The sequence below is a fragment of the Streptococcus sp. 343_SSPC genome (assembly GCF_001072385.1).
Classification (GTDB): Bacteria; Bacillota; Bacilli; order Lactobacillales; family Streptococcaceae; genus Streptococcus.
In genome coordinates, this window is record NZ_JVKU01000014.1 from 57,763 (window position 1) to 73,997 (window position 16,235).

Below are 16,235 nucleotides of genomic sequence, written 5' to 3' on the forward strand. Positions count from 1 at the left end.
TTTTAAAAAGTCACTCTCAAAAAAACCTCTCTGGTAAAAACCAGAGAGGTTTGATCTTGTTTAGAGGATATTAAAAGGCATTCCAAAGGAGGACAAAAATAAGAATACAGCCCCAAGCGTTTCCTGTACGTCTCTGAACTAGAAGCATTCCATAAATAAGAATGAAAACAGTTCCTTCTTGTAAGAGTGACAATGAGTCAAAACCAATCATCCCGTGGATGAGCAAGCAGATTAAAGCACACACAAATGCTCCTAGATTCCATACTCCTTTTACGTACTGAGGATAGCGGAGGTTGATTTTTTGGACAATCACAACATAATTAAAACCCTCCCAGAATCCCCAAATAAGAGAAATGAGAAGATAGCCCAAGAAATTGGTTGGGAAGGGACTGGATAAGACTTCTTTTGTTAGGAGGATGGATTGAAAAGGAAGATAGGAATGCATCTGACCTGAAGCTATGAGGAAAATGAGAAGAGGTAAGGCAATAAGAACTGTTTGAAGGATAGTTGGAAAGAATTTTTTCTTAACCAGTCCATATTTCTGTATGCTTTCTTTTCTACGAATAAGGACAGCACTAGTTCCCAAGCCAGCTACAGAAAATTGACAAAGTGCGAGAACGATTAAGCGAATCCAGAGAGAATGGTCTGGGCTTCTAGTGAAGTTGATGATTGGCTCCTGAAAAGCTAGAAAGCCCATCAGTGGAAGCAAGGTGAAAAGTGCCAAGATATTTAAATCTTTGTCGGCTTCTTTTTGTTGAGTAGATAATCCTTCTTTCATTTATATCTCCTTTTTATCCCTATTATAGGGTCTCTTGGTTAGACTGTCAATAAGAGGGGAAAAGCATTGGATTTTTCTACCTCTTTTACAGCTTTTGTGATATAATTATCATGTATTAAAAAAAGAAGGAGTCATATCCAATGGCAAAATTGACTGTTAAAGACGTTGACTTGAAAGGGAAAAAAGTTCTCGTTCGTGTTGACTTCAATGTTCCTGTAAAAGATGGCGTGATCACTAACGATAACCGTATCACTGCAGCTCTTCCAACAATCAAGTACATCCTTGAACAAGGTGGACGTGCAATCCTCTTCTCTCACCTTGGACGTGTGAAAGAAGAAGCAGACAAAGAAGGTAAATCACTTGCTCCTGTAGCGGCTGACTTGGCTGCTAAATTGGGTCAAGACGTTGCTTTCCTTCCAGGTGTTACTCGTGGTGCTGAATTGGAAGCAGCGATTAACGCTCTTGAAGATGGACAAGTTCTTTTGGTTGAAAACACTCGTTTCGAAGATGTTGACGGCAAGAAAGAATCTAAAAACGATCCTGAACTTGGTAAATACTGGGCATCACTTGGAGATGGTATCTTCGTAAACGATGCATTCGGTACAGCTCACCGTGCACACGCATCTAACGTTGGTATCTCAGCAAACGTTGAAAAAGCAGTTGCTGGATTCCTTCTTGAAAACGAAATTGCTTACATCCAAGAAGCAGTTGAAGCTCCAGAACGTCCATTCGTGGCTATCCTTGGTGGTTCAAAAGTTTCAGACAAGATCGGTGTGATCGAAAACTTGCTTGAAAAAGCTGATAAAGTTCTTATCGGTGGTGGGATGACTTACACATTCTACAAAGCTCAAGGTATCGAAATCGGTAACTCACTTGTAGAAGAAGACAAATTGGATGTCGCTAAAGCTCTTCTTGAAAAAGCAAACGGCAAATTGATCTTGCCAGTTGACTCAAAAGAAGCAAACGCATTTGCTGACTACACTGAAGTGAAAGACACTGAAGGTGAAGCAGTAGACCCAGGTTTCCTTGGTTTGGATATCGGTCCTAAATCTATCGCTAAATTTGACGAAGCTTTGACTGGTGCGAAAACAGTTGTATGGAACGGACCTATGGGTGTATTTGAAAACCCTGACTTCCAAGCTGGTACAATCGGTGTAATGGACGCTATCGTAAAACAACCAGGTGTTAAATCAATCATCGGTGGTGGTGACTCAGCTGCCGCAGCGATCAACCTTGGACGTGCAGACAAGTTCTCATGGATCTCTACTGGCGGTGGAGCATCAATGGAACTTCTTGAAGGTAAAGTTCTTCCAGGACTTGCAGCCTTGACTGAAAAATAAGACGGTTCCTCATGAACCATAGAAGAAGCACCGAAAGGTGCTTTTTTTAGAATGTATACAACCAAATTTTTATATAAGATAAGTTAAGTGATTCTGTATCGAAATAAAATGTAATCTCATTTTTAAAATTAATCAAGAAAATCCCGAAACTTTCCGCTGTGATAAAAGTGCTTGAAACATTTGTTTCAAGCACTCGGGAGTTTTGAAACTTTAGGTTCAAAACTAAGTCATGGAACTTCTTCGAAGTTCGCTGACGTCCGTACTCACCTAAGGAAAGTTTTTAAGATGACTTTGTAGAGTAGAAGGAAGCTAGTCGATCTTCATTTCCCCGCTTGAACCTTTCTAGAAATATGTTAGAATAAAAGAGATAGAAAGATAGGGGACAATGGATTACTTTAAACGACATAAATTTGACCGTTCCAAATTTCGATTAGGAATGCGAACCTTCAAAACAGGGATAGCCGTTTTTCTGGTTCTATTGATTTTTGGTATCTTTGGCTGGCGGGGCTTGCAGATTGGGGCGCTGACAGCTGTCTTTAGTTTGAGAGAAGATTTTGATAAGAGTGTTCACTTCGGAGCTTCGCGCGTGATGGGCAACAGTATCGGTGGTTTTTATGCCCTGCTGTTCTTTATGATCAAGATTCTCTTCCACAATGCTTTTTGGGTGACCCTGATTTTTGTGCCCATTGCGACCATGTTAACCATAATGACAAACGTCGCTATGAACAACAAAGCTGGAATCATCGGTGGAGTTTCAGCCATGTTGATCATCACCCTCTCCATTCCGACAGGAGAAACGTTCCTATATGTTTTTGCCCGCATCTTTGAAACCTTTATCGGAGTCTTCGTTGCGATTTTAGTCAATTCAGATGTGGATCGGATTCGGGACTTTATAAAAGAAAGAAAAAAAACCATGTGAGATTATGTGACATTTTAATCTTGACATCGGTTTTTTTTGCGTTATAATAGAATAGAAAGGGGGTCTTGTATGAAAGAAAAGGAATTAAGACGAACGTTAGCGGTCTTTCCGATTGGTAGTGTTATGAAATTGACAGATTTAACAGCTCGTCAAATTCGCTACTACGAAGATCAACAACTCATTACTCCAGATCGAACAGAGGGCAATCGTCGGATGTTTTCTCTCAACGATATGGATCGCCTGTTGGAAATTAAGGATTATTTATCTGAAGGCCTTAATATTGCAGGAATTAAAAAACGGATTGCTGAGAAAGAAGCTCAACGTCAAGCTGCCAAGATTGTCAGTGAAAAGGATGTCCGTAAGGCCCTTCACCGTGACATTCTCCAGCAAAGTCGCTTTCATACAACCTCATCGCCATATGGTCAGTTACGCTGATCATTCTTTTTGCTAAATGCTATACTCATAAGGAGACACACATGTCAATTACTGTTGAAGATATTCGTCGCGAAGTCAAAGAAAAAAATGTAACCTTTATTCGGTTGATGTTCTCAGATATCTTAGGGACCATGAAAAACGTTGAAATTCCAGCGACAGATGAACAGTTGGAAAAGGTTCTCTCAAACAAGGCCATGTTTGATGGATCTTCTATCGAAGGGTTTGTTCGGATTAATGAGTCTGATATGTATCTCTATCCAGACTTGGACTCTTGGACGGTTTTCCCTTGGGGAGATGAGAACGGTAGTGTCGCAGGCTTGATTTGTGATGTCTATACAACAGAAGGGGAACCCTTTGCAGGAGACCCACGTGGGAACCTCAAACGTGCCCTTCGTCACATGGAAGAAGTTGGCTTCAAATCTTTCAACCTTGGACCAGAGCCAGAGTTCTTCCTCTTTAAGCTCGATGAAAATGGGGATCCAACTCTTGAAGTGAATGACAAGGGTGGCTATTTTGATTTGGCGCCTACAGACCTTGCGGATAACACTCGCCGTGAGATCGTCAATGTCTTGACTCAAATGGGATTTGAAGTAGAAGCCAGTCACCACGAAGTGGCCGTAGGTCAGCATGAAATTGACTTTAAGTACGATGAAGTGCTTCGTGCTTGTGACAAGATTCAAATCTTTAAACTCGTTGTCAAAACCATTGCTCGCAAACATGGTTTGTATGCAACCTTTATGGCTAAACCAAAATTTGGGATTGCTGGTTCCGGGATGCACTGCAATATGTCCTTGTTCGACGCTGAAGGAAACAATGCCTTCTTTGATCCAAATGATCCAAAAGGAATGCAGTTGTCAGAAACAGCTTATCACTTCCTTGGAGGTTTGATCAAGCACGCCTACAACTACACAGCCATCATGAACCCAACCGTTAACTCCTACAAACGTTTGGTTCCAGGTTATGAAGCACCTGTTTACATCGCTTGGGCTGGCCGCAACCGTTCACCATTGGTTCGTGTACCAGCTTCACGCGGTATGGGAACACGCCTTGAGTTGCGCTCAGTAGACCCAATGGCCAACCCTTATATTGCAATGGCTGTTCTCTTGGAAGTTGGTTTGCACGGGATTGAGAACAAAATCGAAGCACCAGCTCCTATCGAAGAAAACATCTACATCATGACTGCAGAAGAGCGTAAAGAAGCTGGAATCACTGACCTCCCATCTACCCTTCACAATGCTTTGAAAGCCTTGACCGAAGACGAAGTTGTTAAGGATGCTCTTGGTGAACATATCTATACCAGCTTCTTGGAAGCCAAACGGATCGAGTGGGCAAGCTATGCAACCTTTGTTTCACAATGGGAAATTGATAACTACTTGGACTTGTACTAAGCAAATTTATCCAAAAATGAGCTAGGTTTGATGACCTGGCTCATTTTTCATACAAAGAAAATGGATGGGACCGACAGGTCTCATCCATTCTTTTTACTTAATTTTCTTCATCTGGTGTCAAAATCATCGGGATGATGATAGGTTCACGTTCCGTGCTTTCGTAAAGGAAAGGACGAAGGGCGTTGACAATGGCACCGTGTACGGTTTGAATGTTGGCATCTTTGTTTTTCAAGGCGATTCGAATAGCATTGAAAAGGATGCGTTGACTTTCACGGATCAGGTCACCGGACTCTCTCATATAGATGAAGCCACGGCTGAGGATATCTGGTCCAGCTAAAATCATTTTCGACTTGAAGTCAACTGTCGCAACAGCTAGGACAACCCCATCTTCTGATAAATCTTTGCGGTCACGAAGGACAGCCGCTCCGATTTCTCCGATGCGATTTCCGTCGACATAGATATCTTGAGCATTGAAGCTTCCTGCGATACGAGCTGAGTTAGCCGTCAGGGCAAGAACATCTCCGTTGCTCATGATGAAGATGTTATCTTTTTCTACTCCACAATCACGCGCAAGTCCAGCGTGAATCTTCTGCATACGGTACTCACCGTGGACAGGCATGAAGTATTTGGGTTTGATCAAGCGCAACATGAGCTTTTGTTCTTGTTGGCCACCGTGTCCAGAGGTATGGATATTGTTAATCTTACCGTGGATGACATCGACTCCCGCTTCCGAGATGATATTGATCAATTTATTCACACTAGTTGTATTCCCAGGAATTGGACTAGATGAGAAGATAACGGTATCACCCGGTTGCAATTGCACCTGGCGGTGGGTTCCATTAGCGATACGAGACAGTGCCGCCATAGGCTCCCCTTGGCTACCTGTACACATAATGAGGATTTCGTTTGCCGGGTAGTCTTTGATTTCACTTGGTTCAATAATCGTTCCAGGTGGTACCTTGATATAGCCAAGCTCAATTCCGTTGACAATGGCTTTTTCCATCGAGCGTCCAAAGACAACAATCTTGCGGCCAGTTTTAACAGCGGCATCTGCAGCCTGTTGGAGACGGAAGATGTTGGATGCAAAGGAAGCAAAGATGATGCGTCCATGAATGCCTTCAATAATCTTCATAATGGATTGGCCAACGACTTTTTCAGAGTTGGTAAAGGTTGGGACTTCCGCGTTGGTTGAGTCAGAAAGCAGACAGAGGACGCCTTCCTCTCCTAGTGCAGCCATCCGGTGAAGGTCGGCCGGCTCACCAACAGGTGTGAAGTCAAATTTAAAGTCTCCTGTGCAGACGATTTTTCCTTGAGGCGTATGAAGAACAATCCCCAAAGGTTCTGGAATGGAGTGGGTTGTACGGAAGAAGGTTGCTTTAATATGCTTAAAGGTCAACTCCGTATTTTGGTTGATTTCATAGAGTTTGGCACCACGAAGGAGGCCATGCTCTTCCAATTTTCCACGAATAAGGGCTAGGGCCAAAGGTCCAGCATAGATTGGCACATTGGCTTGCTTCAAGAGGAAGGGAATTCCTCCGATGTGGTCTTCATGCCCGTGGGTAATCAAGACACCTTTGACACGATCGATATTTTCAACGATATAGGAATAGTCAGGAATCACGTAATCAATCCCTAACAAATCATCTTCAGGGAACTTGATCCCTGCATCCACAATGATGATTTCGTCTTGGTATTCAATCCCATAGGTATTTTTACCGATTTCCCCGAGACCTCCAATGGCGAAAACACCAACTTCTTCAGGTTTTAAGGTATATGCCATGGATTAGAACTCCGTAATTTCAAATGCGCCAGACTCTTTTTCATATTCTAGGTGTTGGTCTGACAAGAGAGTGATAAATTCGATATTGTAAGATGTATTTTCTTCAACAAGGCGACGAGCTTCAATGCGTCCTTCTAACTCATTCTTCGCATCAATATCGAGATAGAGGGCATGAGTCGTTTCACGACGAGGGTTGCGTTCTTTTGTTTCTTGGTAGAAAACTTTGTAAATCATTTCGTTTCGGTTCCTTTCACATGTTCGGACTGTAGCAGAAAAGAAACAGCTAGTAGCTAGCTGAGACACCTATTCTTGCTTTCTTTTGTCCTGATTCGATACAATTATTATTCATTATACCATAAATAGGCTCTAAGGAAAAGATGCAAGCGGGTTCTGAGAGCAGAAGGAAGCGCTTTTTTAGAAGGGATAGAGAGCAGTTGATTTCACAGTCTGAGGGTGCTTCCTCTACCGTTTGGCGTCTATTTGTAGTATAATATGAAGCAGACAACGAGGAGAAAACATGAAAGTATTAGCATTTGACACCTCCAGTAAGGCCCTATCCGTTGCCCTTTTGGAGGAAGAAAACCGATTAGCAGAGTTGACACTGACGATCAAGAAAAACCACAGCATTACCTTGATGCCTACTATTGAATTTTTAATGGCCAGCATTGATTGGAAACCGACGGATTTGGACCGTATCGTAGTAGCAGAAGGGCCTGGATCCTATACCGGCTTACGAATTGCGGTAGCAACGGCTAAAACCCTAGCTCAAACGCTAAAGATTGACTTAGTAGGGGTGTCGAGCTTACTAGCCTTGGTACCAGAAGAGATAGAAGGTCTGGCCATTCCAGTCATGGATGCGCGGCGCAACCATGTCTATGCGGGCTTTTACCAAGAGGATCAGCTGGTCTACCCGGAGGCTCACCTTTCTTTTGAAGCCGTATTAGAAAGAGCAAAGGGAGCTGAAAAGGTGACCTTCCTTGGGGAAGTGGAGGCCTTTCGTGAACAGATACAAGAAGCCTTGCCAAATGCTCAGATGGTAGAAACCCTACCGGATGCGGTACGGATTGGTCGACTAGGACTTACAAAAGAAGCTGTCTCCGTTCATGGCTTTGTGCCCAACTACCTTAAGCGGGTAGAAGCTGAAGAAAACTGGCTCAAGGACCATCAAGAGTCCGGTCAGTCCTACATCAAACGCCTATGATCCGAATCGAGAAGGAGGCGGGGCGATTCGATTTAGCCCCTCAGTTGGTAGAAATCTTAGACGATGTCTATGGACAAAGTCCTTGGACCTTGGAGCAAGTCCTAGCGGATATCGGTCAACCTCAAAATTGGTATGCCTTGGCCTATAGTGGGGAAGCATTGGTCGGCTTCTTGGCCATGCAAGAAACTCTCTATGAGCTAGAGGTCGTCCAAATTGCTGTTCGAAAAGAGTGGCAAGGGCGAGGGATTGCTCGTCAGCTATTAGAAATCCTTCCTCAGGAGAAAGAGGTCTTTTTAGAGGTGAGAGAAGGAAACACTCCGGCTCGGACTCTCTATCAGAAACAAGGATTTAAAGAAATTGGTTGCCGGAAAGGGTATTATCATGCACCTACCGAAGACGCCATTATGATGAAAAGGGAAGCAAATGAAGGATAGATATATTTTGGCATTTGAAACATCTTGTGATGAGACCAGTGTCGCCGTCTTAAAGAACGATACAGAGCTCTTGTCCAATGTCATTGCCAGCCAAATTGAAAGCCATAAACGCTTCGGGGGAGTGGTTCCAGAAGTTGCCAGTCGGCACCATGTCGAAGTCATTACGGCCTGTATTGGGGAAGCGCTAGAAGAAGCGGGAATTACAGAAGAAGAAGTCACAGCGGTTGCGGTAACTTACGGACCAGGTCTGGTTGGAGCTCTTTTGGTCGGTCTTGCTGCAGCCAAGGCCTTTGCTTGGGCCCATGGGATTCCTTTGATTCCTGTCAATCATATGGCAGGGCACTTGATGGCCGCTCAAAGCGTTGAGGTTTTAGAATTTCCGCTCTTGGCCTTGCTGGTCAGCGGAGGACACACTGAGTTGGTCTATGTCTCGGAGGCGGGTGATTATAAGATCGTTGGGGAAACACGTGATGATGCAGTGGGTGAGGCCTATGATAAGGTCGGCCGCGTAATGGGCTTGACCTATCCAGCCGGTCGTGAGATTGACGAGTTGGCACATAAGGGTCAGGATATCTACGATTTCCCACGTGCCATGATCAAGGAAGACAATCTGGAGTTCTCATTCTCAGGGCTCAAATCAGCCTTTATCAATCTCCACCACAATGCCGAGCAAAAAGGCGAGAGCCTGTCCAAGGAAGACCTATCGGCTTCCTTCCAAGCAGCGGTGATGGATATCTTGATGGCCAAGACTAAAAAAGCCCTAGAAAGATACCCTGTTAAGACCCTGGTGGTGGCGGGAGGAGTCGCGGCCAACCAAGGATTACGTGAACGCCTGGCTTCTGAGATCACAGATGTTAAGGTCATCATTCCTCCTCTACGTCTCTGCGGGGACAATGCGGGGATGATTGCCTATGCCAGTGTCAGCGAATGGAATAAGGGAAATTTTGCTAGATTAGACCTCAATGCTAAGCCTAGCCTTGCTTTTGATCCGATAGAAGAGAACTTAGATTAGTTAAAAAACGAACATAAACGACGGGAGGACGATTTCCGTCCCTTTTTTGTTATAATAGAGAGCATCAAAAAAGAAAGGAAGAAAGAGTGGAAAAGAATTTTCAGCAGGGGGTCAGGGATGCCCTTCCGACAGCCTTGGGTTATATCAGTATTGGCTTGGCCTGTGGTGTGGTGGCGTCTCCCTATCTCTCCCCTTTAGAAATGGGCTTGATGAGTCTCTTGGTTTACGCGGGGGCTTCTCAGTTTGCTATGATATCTTTGATTGCCGTTCATTCGTCCCTTATGAATATTGCCTTAACCGTCTTTTTCATCAATTTGCGCAATATGCTTATGAGTCTGCATACCTCCCCTGATTTCAAGGAGGCTAGCCTGGTCCATAATATTGGAATTGGTAGTTTGTTGACAGATGAGAGTTACGGGGTTTATTTGAGTGAAAAATTGAAAAGTGACCGGATCACTGTTCCCTGGATGCATGGCAATAATGTGGTCGGTTATCTAGCTTGGGGCTCCTCAACTATTTTGGGGACAGCGCTGGGTTCCCTCTTGCCCAATCCTAGAGCCTTCGGCCTGGACTTCGCCTTAGTTGCTATGTTTATTGGGATTTTTGCAGGTCAGTTTCAAGGCATGCGTTTGACTGAGAAGATGGCTACCATGCTCCTTGTTTTAGGTGCAGTGGCCCTTAGCTTTTTCCTCTTGACCTTCTTTTTGACCCAATCCTTGGCCGTTTTAGTGGCTACTTTAACAGGCTGTTTCGTGGGGGTGATGTGCGATGCGCGTGAATAGTTGGATTTTCTTGGTTATTTTGACGTCCGCAGTGGTCACCTGGATTCCACGCATTCTGCCCTTCGTTCTGGTCAAATACCGGGGTCTGCCAGATCCAGTTCTGCGTTTTCTAAAGTACCTTCCCATTGCCATCATTTTTGCCCTAATCCTTTCCAGTCTGATAGAGGGGAAAGTAGGCCAGCTTCCTCAAGTTCGGTGGGTGGATCTGGTCGCAACCATTCCGACCATGATAGTAGCCTTTCGCTACAAAAACCTAATGGGTACGGTTCTATTTGGGATTGTCTTGGTTGCCCTCTTACGTTTGCTTGTCACCTGAATCTCCTGAATTTTTAGATAGATTACTGTTTATTACGAATATTACAAAAATATTTCAAAAATACTTGACATTGAGTAATATTGTAATATAATAGTTTTTATCAAATGAAGTGAGGGATCATCATGATGAAAAAATGGACAAGTTTAGCACTTTTAGGATTAACTTCTGCAAGCCTACTCGTAGCTTGTGGTTCAAAAAAAGAAGAGAACAAATCTTCTGCCAAAGAAGCACAAACGACGGTGAAGTCTAGTCAGAAAAAAGCAAAGGCTGCTTCTGGTAAGAAAGAGACAAAAGCTACTGAAACGGATGCGCAAGAAGGGGCACAAGCTGCTTCTCAAGATGCAGGAAACTCAGGTCAAACCAATGCAGGATCTGGTGCAGCAAGCACTAACAAGGCCACAGATTCGTCTCAAATGGTGCCAGAAGAGCTGGTAGGGACTTGGACAGGAACAACTGAAATTGCCAAAGATGTTCAAATGACCGTGGCTGCAGACGGTACGGTCACTACAACAGCGAACTTTTATCAAGCTGATTTGAATCCTGTTCGTACTGCAACAACGAAAGCCAAGGCAGTTCAAGCATCTGGTAATGTCTATTACTGGGAAACAGACGAACCTGGCGCTTTTGATGCCCTTCTTCCAGGGATTGCTGGACTTGGGGGAGCCAATATGAAGGTAAAACCCGGCTTCATCTTAGAAGAGGGCCATTATACACCGATTGTATTTGTAACAGGGCTTAATGAAGACTTTGATTATAACAAATACAATGATTTCCGTGTTTCCCTTACAAAATAAAGAAAAATCCACGAATCCCTAAGGAGTCGTGGATTTTGTTTTAGATAAATTGTGTAATAAAAACAATGAGGATGATGATTGGGATCCCAAAGCGAAGCAAGAAAACCCAGAGCTTGAAGAAGAAGTGCTTGGTTTTCTCTTCTCCCACCTTGAGTTCTTCTTGGGCTAGGACTTGATCAAAGATATAGCCTGTAAATAGGGAGAGGCAGAGAGCTCCAAAAGGCATGAGGAGGTTGGAAACCAAAAAGTCCATACAATCAAAGAAGGATTTTCCAAAAAGGGTCCACTTGGAGAGTACTCCATAGGAAAGGGCAGATGGGATCCCAAAGACAAAGGTCAGAAGACCAATGATTTGGCTCCATTTAGCCCGCTGTTTGTTGTTTTGGTTGGTGACGTTCCCGACATTAATCTCTAACATGACGACGGATGAGGTAATGGTCGCAAAGAGGAAGAGAAGAAGGAAAAGCAGGTAGAAGAGGGTACCAAAAGGCATCTTGTCAAAGACTTGTGGCAGGACTACAAAGAGGAGGCCCGGTCCACTAGTAGAAGGGATTTGAAAGGCTGACATGGCTGGGAAAATCGCCAAGCCTGCCATGATAGAAACGGCGATATTCATGAAGACGACGGAAATCCCGGATTGGACCAGGTCAGTGTCCTTGTCCAAATAAGAAGCATAAGTCAACATGGCTGTCACCCCTAGCGAGAGGGCGAAAAATGATTGGCCCAAAGCGTAGAGCAGACCTTGGCTAGTCATCTTGGAGAAGTCTGGCTTGAGGAAATAGCTAACTCCCTCCCAAGCGCCAGGTAAGGTCAAGGAACGACCAATCATGACTAAGAAGATAATGAAGAGAAGTGGCATCATGAATTTTGAGGCCTTTTCAATCCCTTGTTCCACCCCCTTGGAAACAATCAAGACATTGAGGAGGATGAAGATGGCCTGGGCCCCAAGAGCCAACCAGGGATTTGAAATAATCTCTCCAAAGAGCTGGGTATAGTCACTAACTGAGAGAAGCTGGAATAACTCTCCCAAGGCTACTCCCAAATAAATCAGAATCCAGCCACCGATGACACTGTAGAAGGAGAGGAGGATAAACAGGGCAAAGGCACCAATCCAACCGATCCCATCATAAAGGCGACGACCACCAAGCTTTCCAAAGGTCTTAATGGCAGAGACACCAGCTGCACGTCCTAGGGTAAATTCAGCCAGTAAGAGGGGGAAGCCGATAAGTAGAGTTGCTATCAAAAAAACAAGAAGGAAACTTCCGCCCCCGTTAGCAGCGGTCATATAGGGGAACTTCCAAACAGCCCCAAGCCCAATTGCAGAACCTGCAGAGGCTAGGATAAAGCCAATTTTGGAACCCCATTGAGATTTTTCCATATGGATTCTCCATTTCTAATTCAAATATAGGAAGAAAGCAAAGGCCAGCAAAGGCTCTTTCATAGACAAAAGAAAAAGGCTATTTAGTACGAACTAAATAGCCATAAAACGCAAAGTGACATCTCTAAGAAGACGACTCTTATGTTTGTTGCTGGATTTGTTCTAAAAATAATCCTAACATCTTTTGAAAAAGCTGTCAATAGTGGAGACTCCCGGCCACCCAACCGGTACAGAGGGCAGAAGTAATGTTAAATCCTCCTGTATGGGCATTGATATCCAGGACCTCCCCAGCAAAATGAAGACCGGGGACCAACTTACTTTCTAAGGTCTTGGGATTGATTTCCTTGAGGCTGACACCTCCCTTAGTCACAAAGGACTTGGCCAAGGACATCTTCCCTGTTACAGGAATAGAAAGTTCCTTGACCTTAGTTAGGACAGCATCCACCTCTTTTGGAGAGAGTTGTTTCACCTTTTCCGGAAGATCCTGAGCAAAGAATTCCGCCAGGCGTTCTGGCAGATAGGCCTTCAGAACATTCTTTAGAGATTTTTCCCGGTTTTCCTCTAGGATTGCAGTGAGTTCTTCCTTAGAATAGTGAGGGAGACTATCTAGTGTCAGGATCTCTCCCCCCTTGACAAAGCTTGACATGCGAAGGGCAGCTGGGCCAGACAGTCCAAAGTGGGTAAAGAGGAGGTCATGGGTAATGTGGTGTTTGCCATAGTGGAGAGTTACATCGTCTAAGGAAATCCCTTGAAGGGCCTTGTGGGGGAAATCTGTCAGGAGGGGGCTTTCAGCAGCTTCTAGTTCTGTGATAGTGTGGTGGAAGTGACGGGCGATATCGTGTCCAAAGCCGGTAGAACCCGTCGAAGGGTAGGATTTCCCACCGGTTGTCAAAATCAAGCGGTCTGCAGTCCAGGTCTCATCTTTGGATTTGATGACGAATTGTCCATCGATTTTCTTCACAGAGGTTACCTCTACTTGGCAGCGGACTTGACCGCCAAGCTCGGCAATCTTATCTGTCAGAGCTTGAATAATCGTTTGGGAACGATCTGAAGCTGGAAAGACACGACCATGGTCTTCGACCTTGAGCTTGACCCCGTTTTCTGTGAAGAAGCGGATGATATCATGATTGTCAAATTGAGAAAAGACACTATAGAGGAAACGTCCGTTTCCTGGAATACCTGCTAGGAGATCGTCCAGGCTTCCATTGTTGGTCACATTGCACCGACCTCCACCAGTCCCAGCTAGTTTTTTCCCTAGTTTGCGGTTCTTTTCCAAGAGGAGGGTTGCTTGCCCGTAGAAGGCGCTGGAGATGGTGGCCATCATACCAGCAGGGCCTCCTCCGATGACAATGGTATCGTAGTGGTTCATAAGGTCTCCTTTTTCTTGTCTCGTTTTATTTCCAGTTCATTGTAACATAAAAAATGGACCCTGTCCCCAGGCTCCACTTTTTATGAGTTAATTGTCTTCGTCTGGATTTTGACGGAGGTGGATGGAATAACGCTTAGGTGGGTAAATACCGATTTCAGGACCCCAGCGTGGGAAGAGCTGATTGGTTTTCTTCCCAGCAGCGTACTTGGCTTCTGCCGCCATTTCCCAGAGCTCTTCGTAGAGATCGCCGAGCAAGAAGTCGAGCTCTTGATAATAGAGGTCTGGCTTTCCGTAGTCACTAAGGCTTAGTTCCATCAAACCATAGACTTGTAGCTTATGGTCCATGAGTCTACGTCCGTCCACCTTGTTAGAGTGAACGATAATGCGTCCGAAGGGATCATTTCTTCGGATGCGTTCGAGCTCTTTGTAGGCGTTGATTCCAGAATTTCCTTGACAGGAGAAGAAGTAAATGTTTTTCAAGTCATAGTCAATATAGGAGATATTTCCATTATAGACCAGCTTGACTGGTAGATTACGAACCCGTTTTTTCTCTAGATAGTTGTTAATATGTTCGACCAACATCTTAGAGGGATAATTGTATTCAATGACATAGATCATAGTTTCTTTCCTTTGCTATTGAGTAAATAACTGAGCTATCTTTCAGTTACGGTTAGTATACAAGCTTTTGAAGTCAGATTGGGGGAAAAATCTATTTGGTTCATTTTTGAAGCTATTCGGTTCATTTTAGAGGAGCAAAGGAGAAAAAATCGCTAAAGGAATACGAAGAAAATGGGGAAGCGGGAGTGAGGAAAGGTATCTTTTTTTGAAAATGCAAAGAAAATTTACCGAAGTCTTTCATTTGTGCTATAATCAAGGGGAAGTGACATCATGGAAAGAAGGATATCATGAGTTTAGAACAGTTAGAGCGGAAATCGCTCCAAGAAATCAATCAATCCGTCAAGGTTCCCAAGGGAACTTCTTTTTGGAGGACCTTGTTATTATTTTCAGGTCCAGGGAGCCTAGTAGCAGTGGGCTACATGGATCCTGGGAACTGGATCACCAGCGTTGTTGGAGGGGCTCACTATCGTTACTTGCTCTTGTCGGTGGTTCTCTTGTCTTCCTTGATTGCCATGCAATTGCAACAGATGGCTGGGAAACTAGGGATTGTCCATCGGAAAGATTTGGCCCAAACAACAGCGACGTATTTGCCCAAGTGGCTCCGCTATATTCTCTGGATAGTGATTGAATTAGCCTTGATGGCGACAGATTTAGCAGAAGTCATTGGTTCAGGGATTGCACTCCATTTGCTATTCGGATGGCCCTTACTCTTTTCTATTTTGGTCACCATCCTGGATGTCTTCCTCCTCCTTGGACTTATGCACTTAGGTTTTCGTAAGATTGAGGCTATTGTCTCCACCTTGATTTTGACCATTCTGGGAATTTTTATCTACCTTGTGGTCCTATCAAAACCAGATATAGGTGGCATTTTTGCTGGCTTTCTTCCTCAGAAAGAAATTGTAGGTATTGGTCTTCCCAAGGGATCACAAGCCTTGACGCTGGCCTTGGGGATAATTGGTGCAACCGTCATGCCTCATAATCTCTATTTGCATTCCTCCATTTCACAGACACGCAAGGTCGATTATGAGGATCCTGCAGATGTTCGTCGGGCTGTGCGTTTCATGACCTGGGACTCTAATATTGAATTGACCCTGGCTTTTGTTGTCAACTCTCTCTTGCTGATTCTCGGAGCGGCCCTCTTTTTTGGACACGCAGAAGAAATTGGAGCCTTCTCTAGTATGTATGATGCCTTGCAAAACAATGCCATTGCAGGAGCTATTGCAAGTCCTTTTCTGTCCACTTTGTTTGCTGTTGCTTTGTTAGCAAGTGGTCAGAATTCAACAATTACAGGCACTCTGACGGGCCAAATTGTCATGGAAGGTTTTCTTAAATTCCGGCTTCCTCAATGGCTTGTCCGCCTCTTTACACGGATGTTGGCCCTCACTCCTGTCCTGATTGTCGCCTTTCTCTTTGGAGACCAGGAAAGTGTTCTAGATGATTTGTTGGTCTATTCTCAAGTCTTCTTGTCTCTGGCTCTACCATTTTCAATTTTTCCCTTGGTTTACTTTACCTCCAATAAAAAAATCATGGGAGAATTTGTCAATGCAAAATGGAATACCTACTTAGCTTACGGAGTAGCTACTCTTCTGACTCTGTTAAACGTCCAACTCATTGTGACGACGCTCTTTAAATAAAAAATCAGTTTTGTCGGACGGGGAAAACATGCTATAATAGGAGGGAAGTTCCCATCT

Annotated in this window: 17 protein-coding genes; 11 read left to right on the plus strand and 6 right to left on the minus strand. The window is 44.3% G+C overall.

Annotated elements, in window-relative coordinates; genetic code table 11:
• Positions 1 to 70 precede the first annotated feature (70 nt).
• Positions 71 to 778: a hypothetical protein gene (locus ADH27_RS03470; protein ID WP_048715728.1), complete on the minus strand. Its 708-nt coding sequence runs from the start codon at positions 776 to 778 to the stop codon at positions 71 to 73.
• A 140-nt stretch (positions 779 to 918) separates the two neighbouring features.
• Here ADH27_RS03470 and ADH27_RS03475 point away from each other — a divergent pair, with 140 nt between their 5' ends.
• The 4 genes from ADH27_RS03475 to glnA all read left to right on the plus strand — a co-directional run bounded on the left by ADH27_RS03475 (position 919) and on the right by glnA (position 4,860).
• Positions 919 to 2,118: a phosphoglycerate kinase gene (locus ADH27_RS03475; RefSeq protein ID WP_048715731.1), complete on the plus strand. Its 1,200-nt coding sequence runs from the start codon at positions 919 to 921 to the stop codon at positions 2,116 to 2,118.
• Positions 2,119 to 2,503: 385 nt separating this feature from the next.
• On the plus strand, positions 2,504 to 3,037 hold the full coding sequence (locus tag ADH27_RS03480; protein ID WP_048690848.1) for an FUSC family protein: 534 nt from the start codon (positions 2,504 to 2,506) through the stop codon (positions 3,035 to 3,037).
• A 69-nt stretch (positions 3,038 to 3,106) separates the two neighbouring features.
• Positions 3,107 to 3,472, plus strand: coding sequence for a MerR family transcriptional regulator (locus ADH27_RS03485; protein WP_048715733.1), 366 nt, complete (start codon positions 3,107 to 3,109; stop codon positions 3,470 to 3,472).
• Between the two features lie 41 nt (positions 3,473 to 3,513).
• Positions 3,514 to 4,860 carry a type I glutamate--ammonia ligase gene (gene glnA, locus ADH27_RS03490; protein ID WP_006595535.1) on the plus strand — a complete coding sequence of 449 codons (1,347 nt, stop codon included), beginning with the start codon at positions 3,514 to 3,516 and terminating at the stop codon, positions 4,858 to 4,860.
• A gap of 97 nt (positions 4,861 to 4,957) precedes the next feature.
• Here the strand turns inward: glnA and rnjA are convergent, their stop codons facing one another.
• On the minus strand, positions 4,958 to 6,640 hold the full coding sequence (gene rnjA / locus ADH27_RS03495; RefSeq protein WP_006595536.1) for a ribonuclease J1: 1,683 nt from the start codon (positions 6,638 to 6,640) through the stop codon (positions 4,958 to 4,960).
• Between the two features lie 3 nt (positions 6,641 to 6,643).
• Positions 6,644 to 6,874: a DNA-dependent RNA polymerase subunit epsilon gene (locus ADH27_RS03500; protein WP_006595537.1), complete on the minus strand. Its 231-nt coding sequence runs from the start codon at positions 6,872 to 6,874 to the stop codon at positions 6,644 to 6,646.
• 283 nt (positions 6,875 to 7,157) lie between these two features.
• Here ADH27_RS03500 and tsaB point away from each other — a divergent pair, with 283 nt between their 5' ends.
• The 6 genes from tsaB to ADH27_RS03530 all read left to right on the plus strand — a co-directional run bounded on the left by tsaB (position 7,158) and on the right by ADH27_RS03530 (position 11,179).
• Entirely contained in the window at positions 7,158 to 7,841 is a 684-nt protein-coding gene (gene tsaB / locus ADH27_RS03505) for a tRNA (adenosine(37)-N6)-threonylcarbamoyltransferase complex dimerization subunit type 1 TsaB (protein WP_048715735.1), read from the plus strand.
• Entirely contained in the window at positions 7,838 to 8,275 is a 438-nt protein-coding gene (gene rimI / locus ADH27_RS03510) for a ribosomal protein S18-alanine N-acetyltransferase (protein WP_048715737.1), read from the plus strand. The genes tsaB and rimI overlap by 4 nt, the downstream gene beginning before the upstream one ends.
• Positions 8,265 to 9,287, plus strand: coding sequence for a tRNA (adenosine(37)-N6)-threonylcarbamoyltransferase complex transferase subunit TsaD (gene tsaD, locus ADH27_RS03515; protein WP_048715739.1), 1,023 nt, complete (start codon positions 8,265 to 8,267; stop codon positions 9,285 to 9,287). The genes rimI and tsaD overlap by 11 nt, the downstream gene beginning before the upstream one ends.
• 86 nt (positions 9,288 to 9,373) lie before the next feature.
• The gene (locus ADH27_RS03520) at positions 9,374 to 10,069 is read left to right on the plus strand and encodes an AzlC family ABC transporter permease (protein ID WP_048715741.1); all 696 of its coding nucleotides are present in this window, start codon (positions 9,374 to 9,376) and stop codon (positions 10,067 to 10,069) included.
• Complete coding sequence (locus ADH27_RS03525; RefSeq protein WP_048715743.1) at positions 10,056 to 10,385, plus strand: AzlD domain-containing protein; 330 nt, start codon at positions 10,056 to 10,058, stop codon at positions 10,383 to 10,385. The genes ADH27_RS03520 and ADH27_RS03525 overlap by 14 nt, the downstream gene beginning before the upstream one ends.
• Positions 10,386 to 10,507: 122 nt before the next feature.
• Positions 10,508 to 11,179, plus strand: a complete 672-nt coding sequence (locus ADH27_RS03530; RefSeq protein ID WP_238662893.1) for a hypothetical protein — start codon at positions 10,508 to 10,510, stop codon at positions 11,177 to 11,179.
• A gap of 40 nt (positions 11,180 to 11,219) precedes the next feature.
• On the opposite strand, the gene ADH27_RS03535 is transcribed toward ADH27_RS03530, so the two are convergent.
• The 3 genes from ADH27_RS03535 to ADH27_RS03545 all read right to left on the minus strand — a co-directional run bounded on the left by ADH27_RS03535 (position 11,220) and on the right by ADH27_RS03545 (position 14,544).
• Positions 11,220 to 12,557 (minus strand): sodium-dependent transporter, encoded by a 1,338-nt coding sequence (locus ADH27_RS03535; protein ID WP_048715745.1) that lies wholly within the window; start codon positions 12,555 to 12,557, stop codon positions 11,220 to 11,222.
• Positions 12,558 to 12,753: 196 nt separating this feature from the next.
• On the minus strand, positions 12,754 to 13,926 hold the full coding sequence (locus ADH27_RS03540; protein WP_048715747.1) for an NAD(P)/FAD-dependent oxidoreductase: 1,173 nt from the start codon (positions 13,924 to 13,926) through the stop codon (positions 12,754 to 12,756).
• Positions 13,927 to 14,013: 87 nt separating this feature from the next.
• Positions 14,014 to 14,544: a hypothetical protein gene (locus ADH27_RS03545; RefSeq protein ID WP_006595548.1), complete on the minus strand. Its 531-nt coding sequence runs from the start codon at positions 14,542 to 14,544 to the stop codon at positions 14,014 to 14,016.
• Positions 14,545 to 14,831: 287 nt separating this feature from the next.
• Here ADH27_RS03545 and ADH27_RS03550 point away from each other — a divergent pair, with 287 nt between their 5' ends.
• Positions 14,832 to 16,178: an Nramp family divalent metal transporter gene (locus tag ADH27_RS03550; RefSeq protein WP_048715748.1), complete on the plus strand. Its 1,347-nt coding sequence runs from the start codon at positions 14,832 to 14,834 to the stop codon at positions 16,176 to 16,178.
• The last annotated feature ends 57 nt before the right edge of the window (positions 16,179 to 16,235 follow it).